General features: G+C 41.4%; 14 protein-coding genes. 2 read left to right on the plus strand and 12 right to left on the minus strand.

The window, feature by feature from the left end:
• Positions 1–151 precede the first annotated feature (151 nt).
• From ACTNC0_RS02340 to ACTNC0_RS02355, 4 genes are all read right to left on the minus strand, one after another.
• The gene (locus ACTNC0_RS02340) at positions 152–499 is read right to left on the minus strand and encodes a type II toxin-antitoxin system PemK/MazF family toxin (RefSeq protein ID WP_441086205.1); all 348 of its coding nucleotides are present in this window, start codon (positions 497–499) and stop codon (positions 152–154) included.
• Positions 500–762: 263 nt separating this feature from the next.
• Positions 763–1938, minus strand: coding sequence for an alanine racemase (gene alr, locus ACTNC0_RS02345; protein ID WP_441086206.1), 1176 nt, complete (start codon positions 1936–1938; stop codon positions 763–765).
• Between the two features lie 64 nt (positions 1939–2002).
• A complete protein-coding gene (locus ACTNC0_RS02350; protein WP_441086207.1) occupies positions 2003–3502 on the minus strand; it encodes an NAD(P)H-hydrate dehydratase in 1500 nt (499 codons plus the stop codon).
• A gap of 157 nt (positions 3503–3659) precedes the next feature.
• Positions 3660–4307 (minus strand): redox-sensing transcriptional repressor Rex, encoded by a 648-nt coding sequence (locus tag ACTNC0_RS02355; protein WP_441086208.1) that lies wholly within the window; start codon positions 4305–4307, stop codon positions 3660–3662.
• A gap of 453 nt (positions 4308–4760) precedes the next feature.
• Between ACTNC0_RS02355 and abc-f the strand changes: the two genes are divergently transcribed.
• Entirely contained in the window at positions 4761–6671 is a 1911-nt protein-coding gene (abc-f, locus tag ACTNC0_RS02360; protein WP_118609867.1) for a ribosomal protection-like ABC-F family protein, read from the plus strand.
• A gap of 76 nt (positions 6672–6747) precedes the next feature.
• On the opposite strand, the gene ACTNC0_RS02365 is transcribed toward abc-f, so the two are convergent.
• Together ACTNC0_RS02365 and ACTNC0_RS02370 are read right to left on the minus strand one after the other, a co-directional pair.
• On the minus strand, positions 6748–7956 hold the full coding sequence (locus ACTNC0_RS02365; RefSeq protein ID WP_441086209.1) for an NADP-dependent isocitrate dehydrogenase: 1209 nt from the start codon (positions 7954–7956) through the stop codon (positions 6748–6750).
• 284 nt (positions 7957–8240) lie between these two features.
• Positions 8241–9089 carry a S8 family peptidase gene (locus tag ACTNC0_RS02370; protein ID WP_441086210.1) on the minus strand — a complete coding sequence of 283 codons (849 nt, stop codon included), beginning with the start codon at positions 9087–9089 and terminating at the stop codon, positions 8241–8243.
• A gap of 346 nt (positions 9090–9435) precedes the next feature.
• Between ACTNC0_RS02370 and ACTNC0_RS02375 the strand changes: the two genes are divergently transcribed.
• Positions 9436–9591: a hypothetical protein gene (locus ACTNC0_RS02375; RefSeq protein WP_178761999.1), complete on the plus strand. Its 156-nt coding sequence runs from the start codon at positions 9436–9438 to the stop codon at positions 9589–9591.
• A 1-nt stretch (position 9592) separates the two neighbouring features.
• Here ACTNC0_RS02375 and ACTNC0_RS02380 read toward each other — a convergent pair whose 3' ends face one another.
• The 6 genes from ACTNC0_RS02380 to ACTNC0_RS02405 form a co-directional block, all read right to left on the minus strand.
• Positions 9593–11185, minus strand: coding sequence for a GH25 family lysozyme (locus ACTNC0_RS02380; protein ID WP_441086211.1), 1593 nt, complete (start codon positions 11183–11185; stop codon positions 9593–9595).
• A 158-nt stretch (positions 11186–11343) separates the two neighbouring features.
• Positions 11344–12075 carry a class I SAM-dependent methyltransferase gene (locus ACTNC0_RS02385; protein ID WP_441086212.1) on the minus strand — a complete coding sequence of 244 codons (732 nt, stop codon included), beginning with the start codon at positions 12073–12075 and terminating at the stop codon, positions 11344–11346.
• A gap of 225 nt (positions 12076–12300) precedes the next feature.
• On the minus strand, positions 12301–14142 hold the full coding sequence (glmS, locus tag ACTNC0_RS02390; RefSeq protein ID WP_441086213.1) for a glutamine--fructose-6-phosphate transaminase (isomerizing): 1842 nt from the start codon (positions 14140–14142) through the stop codon (positions 12301–12303).
• A gap of 172 nt (positions 14143–14314) precedes the next feature.
• Entirely contained in the window at positions 14315–15892 is a 1578-nt protein-coding gene (locus tag ACTNC0_RS02395) for a hypothetical protein (protein ID WP_441086214.1), read from the minus strand.
• A gap of 127 nt (positions 15893–16019) precedes the next feature.
• Positions 16020–16310, minus strand: a complete 291-nt coding sequence (locus tag ACTNC0_RS02400; RefSeq protein WP_441086215.1) for a hypothetical protein — start codon at positions 16308–16310, stop codon at positions 16020–16022.
• Positions 16311–16676: 366 nt separating this feature from the next.
• Complete coding sequence (locus tag ACTNC0_RS02405) at positions 16677–17396, minus strand: glycosyltransferase family 2 protein (protein ID WP_441086216.1); 720 nt, start codon at positions 17394–17396, stop codon at positions 16677–16679.
• Between the last annotated feature and the right edge of the window lie 8 nt (positions 17397–17404).

A 17404-nucleotide genomic window follows, 5' to 3' on the forward strand; every position in this document is an offset into this window, starting at 1 on the left:
TATGCTAATCGCATACAGTATGTCTCAGGTTTTCTGTTGCCAAGCATCCGTAAGAAGCTGCCAGTGGCAGGTTCTGTAGGTGACCTTCGTTCACAAAAAACATCTCGCGGGATACTACCAGTGAATACAGAACATATTTTTCAGACAGACTCTAAAAAGTAAGTTCAAGGCTGATTTCAAGTGCGTGATTGACTTTATCAAGCATTGCCTCATCCAGATGGCATACCTTATCTTTCAGCCTTTTTTTATCTATAGTTCGAAGTTGTTCCAGTAAAATTACAGAATCCTTTTCAATTCCATAAGTCCCTGCATCTATTTCAATATGTGTCGGAAGTTTCGCCTTATTCATTTTGGATGTAATAGCAGCACAGATCACCGTAGGGCTGTGTCTGTTGCCAACATTATTCTGAATAATCAGAACCGGACGAATCCCTCCCTGCTCGCTCCCCACTACCGGACGAAGATCCGCATAAAATATATCCCCTCTTTTAATTACCACACAATTCACACTCCGATTCTTTCTGGTTTCATAAAAACCTTGTTTTAGAATTAAGTATTTCCATCTTTTTCTTGTGTATACATGCGTGGTATATAAAATAACCGTAACTATTCAGTTCCCTTATGTATCAATAAATCTTCTGATTATTGTTATAGTAATGGATAACCTGCTGATGAACAGTTACAAAATTGCAGTTTACTCTGTCATTTATAGTTCTGCCGCATTATCCGCGCACAAAAGTAATCCATGGCGTCAACTCAGGTTCAGAAAACCTTTTGTCCCTGATACCATACTTCAGCTTCTTTGCCGTCTTTTATATAAACTCTTGGCACACGTGGGCTGATATCACAGGCAAATTCATAAGAAAACCTGCCACAAAGATCCCCCATCTCTTCTATACTGATAAATTCATCCCCATCTCTGCCAAGAAGAGTTACTTCATCACCCTTCTTTACATTGTCGATTTCTGTCACATCTGCCATAAACTGATCCATACAGACTCTTCCAAGGATCGGGGCTTTTTTTCCATGTATCAGAACCCATCCTTTATTAGAAAGCTGTCTTGGATATCCATCTGCATAGCCTACCGGAATCGTAGCTACACGTCTCTTCTTATCTGCCACATAGGTGCCGCCATAACTGATCGCAGCACCTGCCGGAACATCTTTTACATATGTAATATGACTTTTCAGTTCCATTACAGGTGCAAGCTTCACGATGTCCCTCTCCACCTCCGAAGAAGGATAAATTCCATAAATAGTAATTCCGGCGCGAACGATACTTAAATTTGCCTCCGGTACACGAATAATCCCGGCACTGTTAGAGCAGTGATGCAGCGGAATATCCACTCCGGCTTCCTCTACACGTTTCGAAAAATCCTGATATCGTTCAAGCTGAACCATCGCCGGACTTCTGTCATACTCATCCGCTCTCGCAAAGTGAGTAAACATCCCCTCTATCTCAAGATTCGGAAGTTCAGCGATCTTTTTGATTTCCTCCACACTCTCTGGTATATCCGCATAACCAATTCTGGTCATACCTGTATCCAGCGCAATATGAATATGTACTGTCTTATTCTGTAAAACAGCCTCATCAGAGAGTTTCTTCGCCTCATCATACTCGCATACAGCAGGACGAATGTCATACTGAACAAGTTCAGGAAAGTATTCATCAAATACAATTCCAAGAATCAGAATTGGTTTTGTAATACCGGCCTGACGCAGATGAACAGCCTCTTCTGCCGTTGCAGCCGCAAATCCCCAGATATAATCATAATCCTCTATCAGATGTGCGATTGGTACCGCACCATGGCCATAAGCATCCGCCTTAACCACTGCGATCATCTTCGTATCCTCTGCAATATTCTTTCTCATTTCCCTGAAATTCTGTTCTACGGCATCCAGAGAAATCACTGCTTTCACTCTGTTATTTTTCTCCATAATAATTCGTCCTCTGCCATAACTGCTCATAAACGATTCACACGTTGTTACGACCAGTTATTCTTTATTTTAATATTTCCGGCAAAAACCGGATAATGTCTCCTGCTGTCATACCCCGCTGACCTACTGTTTCAGCTGCCAGATCACCGGCAAGCCCATGAACATATACACCAAGGGCTGCCATCATCGCCATGGATGGCTTCCTTTCTGCTTTCAGATACATACAAAGCACGCCTGCGATCACGCCGCTTAGTACATCACCACTGCCAGCTGTTGCCATTCCTGCGTTTCCGGAAATATTCAGATACCTCTCTTCTGACGCACCTGACACTACAGTACATGCATCTTTCAAAACACAGACTGCTTTTGTTTCCTTTGCATAATCAAATGCTGTCTGAACCAGACAATCCTGAATATCACCAATACTTTTTCCACACAGGCGGCTCATCTCGCCAATATGCGGCGTGACGATCACATTCTCTCCGATAAATCTCTTCCAGTCCTCATGAAGTGCCAGAAGATTCAACCCATCTGCATCCAGAACAACTGATTTTCCACACATAGCAGCTCTTGACAGAAACCACTGAGCACGCTCTCTGCTCTGTGCACTTGCTCCCAGCCCCGGTCCGATCACCAGCACATCACACCATTCCAGCATTCTCTCATTTTTACTCTCATCAAAATCACAGGTGATCATTGCCTCCGGCAGAAGTGTCTGTAATGGAACACGATTTGCCTCCACGGTCTGGATCTTCACCATGCCCGCCGAACACTTTAGTGCAGCTGCGGCACTTAAATATGCTGCACCGCACATTCCCTCAGAACCTGCAACCAAAAGTACCTTACCGAAAGTCCCCTTATTCCCATAGGGAAGTCTGTCCGGAAGCATTTTCAAGTCTTCTCTTTCCAGGTAATTCATTCGGATTTTCTTATCAGGCATTGAATAAATCCCAATATCCGCCACAATGATCTCCCCACCATACATACGCCCCGGATAGAAACACAGGCCTCTCTTTCGAAAGGCAAATGTAACCGTAAGATCGGCCCGGAAAGCGATTCCTTTCTCGAATCCTGTGTCTGCATCAATCCCGGAAGGAATATCCACCGCAACTTTAAACGCAGATGCCTGATTTAATTCGCTGATAAGTTCTCCGTATTTTCCCTCTATCGGTCTGCTGAGTCCAACTCCAAAAATGGCATCTACTATAGTAGTATATTCATCCGGAATCAGGTTATGCACCCGTGGAGTATGATAGTACTCTGCTGTGCGAAGCTGACTGGAAGTTTCTTTTGTCATTTTCTCTTCGTTTCCAACAATATAATACCACGTTTTAAATCCCTGTAAATAGAGTAATCTGGCAATTGCCAGTCCGTCTCCTCCGTTATTCCCGGTTCCGCAGACCACCAGGATTTTCTCTTTATCCTTCGTATTCACCCGCTTTATGATTTCTGTAACAGTCTGTAATGCAGCACGCTCCATCAATACCAGCGAAGGAATTCCGGCTTTCTCAATCGTATTTGCATCCAGCGCCTTCATTTCTGCTGCAGTCACAACTCCTCTCATCTGTTCACCTCCCCGTATGTTCTCGTATTTCATCAAACATGTCAATCGGATATTCGCAATCCGCTTTCATTTTGTAGTTCTGAATAAGCCAAATCATCTTGCTAAATTCAGAAAAGCTGTGATCAGATGACCACAGCCTTGTGTTCCACATCATATTCTACTCGCCTTCGTGCTCTTTCCTGTATTCACTCAGGTTATAGGACAGAGTCATAAGGCTCTCTGAAAGATGTACATTCTCAACCATTACATCCTCCGGAGCATCCAGATCAATGTGTGCAAAGTTCCAGATTGCCTTAATTCCATTATCAATTAAAATCTTCGCCATCTCTTTGGCTTTATTCTTCGGAAGAGTCAAAATAGCAATCTCTACCTCATTCTCCTTCAGAAACCATGGAAGATCACTTAACATCTGTATCTCGATTCCGCGCACCGCAATTCCCTCAAGTACAGGATTTACATCAAAAATACCAACCAGTTTAAAACCACGTTTTTCAAAGTCCACATAATTGGCCAGCGCCTGTCCCAGATTACCGGCACCAAGAATAATCATCGGATGTACTGTATCCAGTCCAAGGATCTTGCCGATCTCTGTGTATAAATAACGTACATTATAGCCATAACCCTGCTGACCAAAACCGCCGAAATTATTTAAGTCCTGACGAATCTGGGAAGCTGTCACATGCATCTTTTTGCTGAGATCATTGGAAGATATACGCTCAACATTCTCCTCCATCAACTCACCGAGGTAGCGATAATAACGTGGCAGACGTTTAATCACCGCTTTTGAAATTTCTTTAGCTTCCACAAATTTTCCCTCCTTAACTTATCTATGTCAATTATACCCAGATGTTATTTTATTGTCAAACTAATTCTGTACTTTTTCACCAAATAATTCTGCATTTTTTATCAATTTACCTCAGAAACTATCTTATAAAACGGTATTTTCTATTTTTTATCTATAACTTTCTATCATTTCCGGCAGTCTGGAACAAATTGGGATTGCTTGGCAACAGAAAACCTGAGACATTCCGCGCGAATTTATGCGAATAGCATAAATTAAGTTTGTGAAGCAAATGAACCTCCTTGGGTTTAGCACAAGGAGGTTCATATTTCCTGCATCGCGAAGCATGTTACTAAGAACGCAGTGAGCAGTAACATATATCTTTGCAGAAATAGATAAATTCATTTAAAATACTTTCAAAAACAACTTTTTTCGATTATAATAGTACGCGGACAAATTATAAATGGAGGAATTCTTATGATTTTATCATGTCAGAATATCTGTAAATCTTTTGGCGAAAAGGTCATCCTTCAAGACGCCAGTTTCCATATAGAAGACCGTGAAAAAGCAGCTCTGATTGGCAATAATGGTGCCGGTAAAACTACTCTGCTGCGTATCATCATGCACGAGCTCTCACCTGATTCGGGAAACGTAGTCCTTGCCAAAGATAAAAATATCGGATATCTCGCCCAGTACCAGGATATCCATGGACACCACACGATTTATGAGGAGCTGATTTCTACCAAGCAACACATCATTGATATGGAGAACCGCCTGCGTTCTCTGGAACAGGAGATGAAAACAACCACAGGTGATGCTCTGGACAGTCTGATGAATACTTATACAAGACTGAGCCACCAGTTTGAATTGGAAAACGGATACGCATACAAAAGTGAGATCATGGGCGTATTAAAAGGTCTTGGCTTTACCGAAGATGATTTCGAACGCCAGATTGAAACCCTCTCCGGAGGTCAGAAAACACGTGTTGCTCTCGGTAAACTGCTTCTCTCCAGCCCGGATATCCTTCTGCTGGATGAGCCTACCAACCACCTTGATATGGAGAGTATTTCCTGGCTGGAAACTTATCTGCTCAACTATCCGGGAGCTGTATTTATTGTATCCCATGACCGTTATTTTCTTGACAAGGTAGTCACTAAGGTAGTGGAAATTGAAGCCGGCACTATGCGTATGTACAGTGGAAATTACTCCGCCTATGCACTCAAAAAAGCACAGCTTCGTGACGCGCAGTATAAAGCTTATCTTAACCAGCAGCGTGATATCAAACATCAGGAGGCTGTTATTGCCAAACTGAAATCCTTTAACCGTGAGAAGTCAATTAAGCGCGCGGAGAGCCGTGAAAAAATGCTGGATAAGATTCAGCGTATCGATAAGCCACAGGAAATCCAGAACCAGATGCGAATCTCACTGGAACCAAGATTTATCAGCGGAAACGACGTTCTCACTGTAGAGAACCTTTCCAAATCTTTCCCGGGGCAGACACTTTTCAGCGATATCTCTTTTGAGATCAAGCGTGGAGAACGTGTAGCTCTGATTGGTAATAACGGAACCGGTAAGACTACCATGTTAAAGATCATCAATGGACTGATTGATGCAGACGGCGGCAGATTCAGTCTTGGTTCTAAAGTTCAGATTGGTTATTACGACCAGGAACATCACGTACTGCATATGGAGAAAACTATCTTTGAAGAAATTTCTGATGCTTATCCTACTCTTACAGAAACAGAGATTCGAAATATGCTCGCTGCTTTCCTGTTCACAGGAGACGATGTATTTAAGCTCATCTCTGCCCTCTCCGGTGGAGAAAGAGGTCGTGTATCTCTCGCCAAGCTGATGCTTTCAGAGGCAAACTTCCTGATTCTCGATGAGCCTACCAACCATCTTGATATCGCATCCAAGGAAATCCTGGAAGAGGCATTAAACAGCTATACCGGAACCGTGTTCTATGTCTCCCACGATCGATATTTCATCAATCAGACAGCTACCAGAATTCTGGATCTGACCAACCAGGCAGTCGTAAATTATATCGGAGACTATGATTATTATCTGGAAAAGAAAGAAGAACTGACTGAAAAATATGCACCCGCTGCCGCCCAGGCAATCGCAGAAGCCAAACAGGCATCTGACAATAAACTCTCCTGGCAACAACAGAAAGAAGAACAGGCACGCCAAAGAAAACGCGAAAATGAATTAAAAAAAGTTGAAGCCCGCATTGAAGAACTTGAAACAAGAGACAAAGAAATCGACGAAACCATGGTTCTCCCGGATATCTGCACCAACGTAGCAGAATGTGCAAAACTCAGCAAAGAGAAGGCTGCAATTACCGAAGAACTTGAGGGATTATATGAAAAATGGGAGGAACTTGCATAATGCAGGTTCCTCCCATTTTTATTATATAATCTTATAAAATACGATCTATCAGTTTTGAGACATAATCATTTACAAATTATAAAATCTCATCCAGCTTTTCTCTGATTGCAAGAATAAATTCCTTACTATTCAGCGCGGTTACATTCTCAAGAGAAGTAATCAATGCAAGGTCTTTTGTCATCTTACCGCTCTCGATCGTCTCCAGAGTAGCTTTCTCAAGCTTGTCTGCGAATTCCATCAGATCTTTATTGCCATCTAATTCGCCTCTTTTTCTCAGTGCACCAGTCCATGCAAAAATTGTTGCCACAGAGTTTGTAGAGGTCTCTTCGCCCTTCAGATGACGATAATAGTGTCTCTGCACAGTTCCGTGAGCAGCCTCATATTCATAATAACCCTGAGGGGATACCAGAACGGATGTCATCATAGCCAGAGAACCAAACGCAGAAGAAACCATATCACTCATAACATCACCATCATAGTTCTTGCACGCCCAGATAAATCCACCTTCCGCTTTCATAACACGGGCTACAATATCATCAATCAGACTGTAGAAGTATTCAATGCCTGCTGCCTCGAATTTATCCTTGAATTCATTCTCATAGATCGTTGCAAAAATTTCTTTGAAACGCCCGTCATAAATCTTGGAAATCGTATCCTTGCCGCCAAGCCACAGATTCTGTTTCGTATCAAGCGCATAATTAAAGCAACATCTTGCAAAACTTGTGATAGAATTATCCAGATTGTGCATACCCTGAAGAACCCCCGGACCTTCATAGTGATGAATCAATTCTTTTCTCTGTTGTCCGTCAGCACCTTCAAATACCAGATAAGCATCTCCTGGTCCATCAATGTACATCTCTGTATTCTTATACACATCACCGTATGCATGACGTGCGATCGTGATCGGTTTCTTCCAGTTCTTAACACATGGCTCAATACCCTTTACAACAATCGGAGCACGAAATACGGTTCCATCAAGAATCGCACGAATCGTTCCATTCGGGCTTTTGTACATTTTCTTTAAGGTGTACTCTTCCATTCTCGCCTTATTCGGAGTAATCGTTGCACACTTAACTGCAACACCGTACTTCTTGGTAGCTTCTGCTGCGTCAACAGTTACCTGGTCATCAGTTTCATTTCTGTATTCCAGGCCAAGATCATAATACTCTGTATTCAAATCAATATATGGGAAAATAAGCTCATCTTTAATAATCTTCCAGAGAATTCTGGTCATCTCATCTCCATCCATTTCCACAAGTGGTGTCTGCATCTGAATTTTTTTCATGTTAGTCCTCCTCTTTGGCTTTGATAATTTTACTGTTCACTGTGTGTCCAGCACCTTTGATAATCAATTAACTATCATAATAGCCGAAATCTGACTATTCGTCAATGCTTTTGTATGGTAAAGTGGTATTTTATAAAATACAATGTTACTACTCTGTGAGGCATTTTGGCATGAATATAACAGAACCCCCAGATATACTACACCAATTTATTCAATTAGCACAAATCCTGTGCACTGCAAAGTGTATTGCCAAAAGTGAAGTAAACTGCAATTGTACAATTAATTCATACTGGTCGCATAAGATGTCCCAAATCCAATTCTCCCCAACCCTGCTGATTTTTAGGCAGTCCCAGATCTCTGGCGCATTCTTTTAATTTCATCTTAATCTGAACATTTGTCAGCTCCGGATTTTTTTCTAACATCAGTGCTGCCGCGCCGGAAACCAGAGGCGTGGACATGGATGTGCCGCTTTTAACTCCATATCCGTTATCCGGTCCCGAAGCACAGGAAAGTATATGATTTCCCGGAGCAACCAGATCAGGCTTGCAGATACATTCAAAAGTCGGTCCTCTTCCTGATATGGCAGTCCGCCCCGTGAGAAGATCACTGGAGCCTACGGTAATGATCTTACGGCTGCTTCCGGGCGCCGTCACGCTTCCCGGACCAGGTCCCTGATTTCCTGCCGCGGCCACTACAACCAGTCCTTCATCCCATAACCGCTCTACTCCATCAATTAAAACCTTATGATCCTCAAATGTTCGACAAGTCGTTCCGACAGAAATATTGACCACACGGATTCCATAATACCGCCGGTTCTCCAAAATCCACTGAAAAGCCCTCAGCACATCCTCTTTTCTTCCGTTTCCCCTACGGTCCAGAACTTTCAGCACAATCAGTTCACAGCCAGGTGCAACTCCCCTGATACGCCCCTGTGAAGCTCTTCCGTCACCGCCTATTATACCACATACATGGGTTCCATGAGAATTATCATCATACGGCTGGATACGGTGTCCGATGAAGTCATGAAATGCCCGTATCCGCCCTGTAAAATCTATATGAGAATAAATCCCGGTATCCAGTACACAGACACCAATGCCCTTTCCTGAATAGCCGGAATCATCTGAATTTATCATAAACAACTCCTCAATCCACTTATAACATTTTATGATATCAGGAGCAAAAAGTCAGAAAGTCATTTGCGCCTGCACGGTAAGACTTTTGACCCTAACGTCATTTCATTGAAATATTATAGGCCCAGTCTTACTTTAAATTATTCCCGAAAACTTGTCTTGGTGTTTCCAACAATTATTATTTACAAGTATTCCTGACAATCCCTTTACATTTCTCATTAGCATCTGGTATTTTTCTGCTTTTTTTGAATAAAATGTATAAAACTCTCAAAATATGCAAAGACTTTTGGTATATCCACAAAGACTATACCAAAAGTCAGTATCTCTCGCATATAACAGGAGGCAGCTTATGATTACGTTATTATTTATTCTGGTCTTTCTTCTCTGTCAGACTTTCATTCTCCTGTGCTGTGTAGCCGCCGGAAACGACGCAGCATCACAGGAAATCTCCGATCAGGAACAGATAGAATTTATAAATGAATGGAAAAAGACACATACCAGCTGATTTATTTTTTGTACTGTTTTGTGCATACTCCGTTTTTATCAAAGACAGAAACAATATTATTTGAACTGGTCAGAGTAATATTCTCTGCTCTGGTTCCTGATAATATTTTACTGTTTCCTTTATAAAAATAATATTTTTTTCCTTTATATGTCAGCCAGCCTTTATGTGCTTTTCCATCTGTGTGGAAATAATAAGTGCGAGAAGTGCCATTTTCCGTTACGCGTTTCATTCCATCTTCACAGCGTACGCCATCACTTCCAAAATAATAAATATCTCCGGTACTTCGGACCACTTTTCTGTTTTTGTATATATATCCCTGTGTGGTATGGAACCAGTAATATTTTCCATCTACGCGTTTCATTCCCTTATAAGCGGCACCATCAGATTTAAAGTAATACGTTTTCCCTTTATAATCTGTCAGCCATTTATTGGCATACATGACTCCGTCACTGTCTACATAATAGACCTGCCCGTCATCCTTAAAAAGCTTATCCTTATAGAGGCTTCCTGTATCCGGATCAAAATAGTATTTCTTATTGCCTATTTCTTTCCATCCGGCTGCTTTCTGGCCATTTACATAGTAAAAAGTACTTCCATCCTCTTCTACCCAGCCATTTTTTGCCTGATCATAAGATCCGGTATTCGCTGTATCTGCCGGAACATATGAAGCCACAGGCTCCCATCTTGGTGTTATTTTCTTCGTATAATCCACATATCCAAAATCAATGTCAGAATCATTCCAGGACGGTATTCCCGCAATCAGCCCTTTCGTAGGATTCAAACCATTTTCTGTATTTCCATCGGTAGACTGCCAGATCGTATAGGAATACCTCGCTCTGTCTGGTGCCTGAATCGTATCGCCATATCTGGCGATCCACACGTCAAGGCCAGAAAGCATACTCCAGTCTATAAAATTATCATACCAGTATGTATTACAGTAGATAATCGGATAATATCCGGCACGGCGAACCTCATTACAAAAAGCCAGAGCCATTTCGGATACAGTCTTTTTTGACAGTTTCTGAATTTTCGAATCTTCCAGATCATAAGCTACAGGATAGGAAACCTTATACCCCTTCATCTTATTGATAGCCAGCTGTGCCTCTTTTAATGCCTCTGCTGTATTCTTCGCCGTACTATATACATAAGTTCCTACAGGCACACCGGCAAGCTCCGCCTGCTCCATGTTATAATTATATTTTTTATCCATATAATTCAGCCCATAGGAAATGCGTACAAACGCATAATCAACATCAGAACTCTTAACTTTTTCCCAGTTGATTGTTCCCTGCCACTCTGATACATCAATTCCTCTGGTAATCGCACCTGGAATAGGCTTGCCGCTTCCGTTATAGCAGACACCATTGATTTTCTTCCATGCATTCTTATTTACCGTTGCTCTTGCCGCAGAAGCTGCACTGAATGTTTCTACAGAAGATTCAAATTGCTCTGAAGCAACTGTCTGTCTTCTGTCATAGTGCATCGTTGCCATAACTGACTGTGCCGGCTGCATTCCGCACAGAAATATTGCCATAAAACCAATTGCCAGCTTTTTCCCCCTGCATCCCCGCTTATTGAATAACTTTTTCTTCATCTGATTACCTCTCAATCAAAAATGGATTCATGCCATTATTCTTACTCACATAAGATAATAATAACATGAAACCATTTTTTCGTAAAGATTTTGTCATAAAGTGTTACCATTTAGTTACTGTTCACGTTACTGTTCACATATGCAAATAGCAATACATTTCATATTACATAGCAGTCATAGCGGATTGCTTTCCCCTTTAGTATGTATGACGGTTCCCGACCATCAAGATATACACTTTTCAGCGGACGCTTTACAATAATCTTGGATGGGCTGGCCTTGACAGCCGCATCAAAGAGATCTTTTTCTTCCGAACACGGAGGTTCCAGTTTCTGGATTAACTGAAGCTTTTTGTTGATCAGACCGGACTTCTGTCTTTCAGGGAACATAGGATCCAGGTAAATCACGTCTATCGGATCCATAAGTTTCGCCAGACACTCTACACTGTCACCTTCTACCAGTTTCATTCTGGCTGCAATATCTTTTAATACCGGGTGCTTCTTTGCCCGGCGGAGTGCATCCTTCAAAAGAGCGGCAATCACCGGATTCTGTTCATACAATGTCACCTCATATCCATACGCTGCCAAAAGAAAACCATCCTCTCCCATACCAGCGGTAGCATCAATCGCCTTCAGATTTTCTCCGTCAGACTTAGCCGCACGCACCAGCATTTCATGAGAAAGTCTTCCATTTGTAACTCTGTGGAGCATATTCTCAAAATCTCCCTGATAAGTCAGACCATATCCTGTCAGAGATACACCTTTGGCATCAAACATTACCGTCAGATGCTCTCCCGGTTTCTCCACGATCGGCACATTATTTTTCCTGGCAAAAGACTCTGCCATTTCTCTCTGTCCACCCTTACCTAAACAGACAACTATTTTATCATTCAAACTTAGTCACTCCATTTTCTTTATGCTTTATTTTTGTAAAACACATTACTTTGAAATTCAACCCACCATCTCTAAAGAGTTTCTTTTCGTTTATCAAATATCTTTTCACTTCCTGTATTATCTAACAACATTATAAAAATGGCTTCATGCTATCAAATCTTTCAATTTAGATAATGATAACATGAAACCATTTTAGTGTAAAGCAACATTATATACTTATATTTACTATTCTACAGTTACACTCTTAGCCAAGTTCCTCGGTTTATCCACATCCAGGCCCTTAGCTACACTGACATAGTATCCTAACAGCTGTAACGGAATAACCGCAAGTGATGTTGCAAAGTGCGGATCTGTTTTCGGGATATAGACTGTGAAGTCTGCAGTGTCTTCTATATTGTAGTGGCCATATGTGGTAAGTCCCATCAGGTATGCGCCACGACTCTTGCACTCTACCATATTGGAGACTGTTTTTTCATAGAGATGATTCTGGGTAAGAACACCGATCACCAAAGTTCCATCTTCAATGAGAGAAATCGTTCCATGTTTCAGCTCGCCGGCTGCATAGGCTTCGGTGTGTACATAGCTGACTTCTTTCATCTTCAGGCTTCCTTCCATGCTGATTGCATAGTCAATTCCACGACCGATGAAGAAGGCGTCTTTTGCATTCGCCTGTTTAGCGGCAAACCACTGGATACGTTCCTTATCATCTTCGATGATCTTGGAAATTTTATCCGGAAGTGTCTGCAATTCTGCGATAAGTTCCTGATATTTCTCCTCCGTAATCTGCTCTCTGGCCTTGGCAAACTGTACTGCCAACGCGTAAGATGCGATGAGCTGGGTACTGTATGCTTTTGTTGTTGCCACGGAAATCTCCGGTCCAGCCAATGTATAGAATACATTATCCGCCTCTCTGGCAATGGAAGATCCTACCACATTAACGATTCCAAGAGTACGGATACCTCTCTGCTTTGCTTCTCTAAGTGCTGCCAGGCTATCTGCCGTCTCACCTGACTGACTGACAATAACCACAAGTCCGTTCGGATCCAGAATTGGATTTCTGTAACGGAACTCAGATGCAAGTTCTACGCGAACCGGAATTCTGGCAAGGTCTTCGATCACATACTGAGCCGCCATTCCTACATGATAAGCGGAACCGCATGCTACGATATAAATCTGGCTGATTGTACGAATATCCTCTTCAGTAAGACCTACTTCTGTAAGGTCAATCTGATCATCTTTGAGCACAGAATTTAATGTATCGCGCACTGCCTTTGGCTGTTCGTGAATTTCTTTCATCATGAAATGCTCAAAGCCCGCTTTCTCTGCTGCCTCTGCGTCCCATTCTATTGTTTTTGGTTCTTTCTGAATCTCATCACCATCCAGGTTATAGAAAGTAATCTCACCCTTTCTGACACGTGCCATTTCCAGGTTGCCGATATAATAAACGTTTCTGGTGTATTTCAGAATTGCCGGAACATCAGATGCAATATAAGATTCGCCATTCTCCACTCCAAGGATCATCGGGCTGTCTTTTCTTGCCACATAAATTTCTCCCGGATATTCTCTGAACATGATAGCCATTGCATAAGAGCCGCGGATACGTACCATTGCATGATTGATGGCATCAACAGGTGTTCCGAGATATTTCTTATAATAATAATCCACTAGTTTAACAGCCACTTCCGTGTCTGTGGATGAATAGAATTCATAACCATTGCGGATGAGTTTATCTTTCAATTCCTGATAATTCTCAATAATTCCATTATGAACAGCTACCACATTTCCATCATCACTCATATGCGGATGGGCATTCGTCTCAGACGGTTCTCCATGAGTTGCCCATCTGGTATGTCCGATTCCACATGTTCCAGGCACGCTCTCTCCGTCGCTGGTCTTGTCTGCAAGAACTTTCAAACGTCCTTTCGCTTTAATGATTGCTGTATCACCTTCACCATCGCGGACTGCAAGTCCTGCCGAATCATATCCTCTATATTCCAATCTGGACAGACCATATAATAATATTGGTGCTGCCTGATGATCACCTGTAAATCCTACGATTCCACACATATTATAAATATTCCTCCTATAATTTAAGGGATTTTCTTTGTCATGTCGTGTCTCATTGTATCATGATGTTCCATACATGGCAAGAAAATCCCTTAAAACTCTATACTCTGTTTTTATGAAAGTACTTTCAATATTATTTTTCGTGATGGCACTGAGAATTTACTGATTGCGTTTATTTTACTTTCTTACTTTTCACAGCAGACCATCCACTGTATACTTTTTTCCCATTCTTATCATATCTATATGACCTTATTCTGTAATAATATGTGCGTCCTTTTTTCAATTTTGTGTTTGTGTATTTTACTGTTGAGCCGGATTTGATCTCTGCTGCTCTTACATAAGAACCTGTCGTTCCTGTCCTACGGTAGATTTCATATCCTTTTGCTCCTTTTGACTTCTTCCATGTAAGCACAAGTTTACCGGCTGTCGCATTTGATATGCCTGTAATCAATGTTTTCGCAGGTTTCGCAGTTAATTTATCTACAGAATAGGCATCCTGTGTCATCAGAAGAACCGAATTCTTTCCTGTCCCATATAGCGTCTTGGTTTCTGTGTCATATGCATAGTGCATGTCTGTGCTCTCTGTTGCATATGTATATCCCTTGGAAACGCTTCCGGAGATCGGGGTATCCAGAAACAGACCGCCATTTTCCCCAACTGTACCTTCATCGCAGTTTGTAATATCTGCCATGTAGTATTTACCGTCATTTTCCACGATATTCCACATATGAGGTGCGGCACCTGTACCGCCATCCATCGTACCAGTCACTGTATAGCAGGTAATATCACTGAGGTCACATAAGTACTGAAATGCTTTGGAATAACCTTCGCAGACTACATTTGTACTGTCATCTCCGTCAAACACATAAATCAACTGCCATGGATCTCCATATTCTTCCCATTCTACAGCTTCATCATTGTATGAGGTAAGATAACAGATTATTTCTTTATATCCTATTAATTTTTCAGTTTCTGTATAGCTGCTAAATTTCTGCACAATCATCCTGGCGTTGGCTGCTGCCTGCTTTGCAAGCTGTACGATTTTTGCGTTTACTTTATATCTTCCTGAAGCATAACTGTTGCACACCGGCATGTTTACAGAAATATTTTTGATCATTACAGTTGTTTTGTTTCCTGTTGTAGTCGTCGTGTATCCATATTCCCATGTGGTGGATGCCGTCTTTTCATACCAGTATAATTCATATGGACAGTCTACTAACAGACAGTTAATGATTTTTGAAGTGCTTAGTGCATCAAAATGCGAAGATACTTCTTTGTCAAGTGCTTTTCCCCTTGCTGTAGTCTTCCAGGTCAGTCCAAGATCTGCACTGATACTAATTTTTGTAGAACCGCCTTTTGATGCTACTGTCGCAATCTTACTCTTAAGTTCTTCATACAATGCCTGCTGCACACCACTTAGCACACTCTCTGCCACAGAAGTTCCAGGCTGTGTAGACAGATCCTGTTCATAGAGGATACGATTCAGATACTCTTCAAGGAGTTTCTCATTATCTGTCGTGTCATCCGCGTCAGGAATCATGTTCTCCTTGAAAGAGACCTCCGCATCCGACGGTTCTTCTGCCGTAATCTCTGTATCATCTTCCACATTACCTTCTGTTCCATCCTCAAATTCTGTATCAGATGTGTAAGCTGTGCCGTCTGAAAATTCAGCTGCCGCCACAGATGATACGGGCATCGCTGCCAGTATAAAGCTAAGTCCCAGGCTTATAAATTTATTCCTCTTATGCATCTTCTCATCTCTCCTTATCTGCCCTGAAAATCCCACATTTATAAGATTATTTTAAAAGAATTTTCTTTTTATATTTACAATATCCTATTTCGACAAATAAAACAAGAGATTTCTTTTTTAATACACTTTATTCATTCTCTGCAACAGCCGTATCCATGTCCTCTTTTACCCCTGCCAGATAGCACAGATCTGCAAGGCGCTCGTATTTCGTCTGCATACATGCAATGTAATCATCCAGAAATCTTCTTACAGGATATGATATATCCAGTTTCTCATATCTGCTTTCCAATTCTGCAAGATCTCTGTTGTCCTGCTGAATATACCTGTCTGTTGCGCCCAGTTTCTTTTTTAAAACAGACAGTCTTTCCTCGGTATCAGCTGTTAATTCCATTTCACATAATTCATTCGTTTTGTTCATCTTATACTTTTCTCCCTACTATCTTTCACGATTGACCGAATCAGGTAAGTCTTATCAGAAGACCTGCTTTTTTGATTCTCGTTTCATTTTGTATCATTTTGTGTCATATAGTGTTGTGTTTTGTCCTGTTATGTCCATCATTGTAATTTCATTTTTCAAAAAAGTCAACAAAATTCGTCCGACATTTCATTATATAATTCGATATTTATCCGAATATTCCGAGACAAGAAAGAGTCTTGCACGAGTGCATTTTATCATTATCATAGAAATATTATAAAGTAACTACCTATGATATAAAAGATAAATATAAAAATGCTGTCCACCCTATAGCTACCACAGGTGAACAGCAAAAATGTATTTTTTCTATTATGTATTACGAATGATTTTATTTAATTTCATGAAGTCTATCACTGCCTGTTTGCCGATCTTGCAGATTTTCTTCATATTAATAGAATTTATCCCGCCCTGACGCGGTCTGAATGTGATAGGAAGATATTTAATCGTACAGCCCTTTTTCTTGTAAATAACTGCCAGAAGGACATTGGACAGGTTAAAATTCTTTGGTATCAGGCGAATGTATTTACGCATAGTCTCCGCTTTCATCAAACGGTAAGGTGTGTTCGCATCTGTGAGAGTCACTCCAAAGCAGATACGGATCACAAGTTTTAATGTCTTCGTCACAAATACCCGAGAAGCACCGTCCTGTCTTTCTTTTCTCCAGCCAATCACCATATCATATTTCTCACGGCGATTCCAGAATGGTTCAAATTCCTCAGGAAGTGTCTGTCCGTCAGAATCTGTCTGAAAAATATAATCCGCATCGTTCTTTAACGCATATTTGTATCCGTAGAGTACTGTTGCTCCATGACCGCCATTTGGCTTAGTCAGAGGAGTCAGTAACGGACGTGTCTTCGCATATTGTTTTAATTTTTCATATGTAGAATCTATACTTCCGTCATCAATGATAACCAGACGGGACTGACCATCTCCGTTATGCTTTTCAATAACCGGATACCAGTCATTAATGACTTGTTCGATGTTATCCTGTTCGTTGTATGCCGGAATAACGATATATAATTTATCCATAAGCCTCT

Origin of the sequence: Blautia sp. HCP3S3_B11 (assembly GCF_052064435.1) — a bacterium.
In the GTDB taxonomy this organism is placed as follows: Bacteria; Bacillota; Clostridia; order Lachnospirales; family Lachnospiraceae; genus Blautia_A.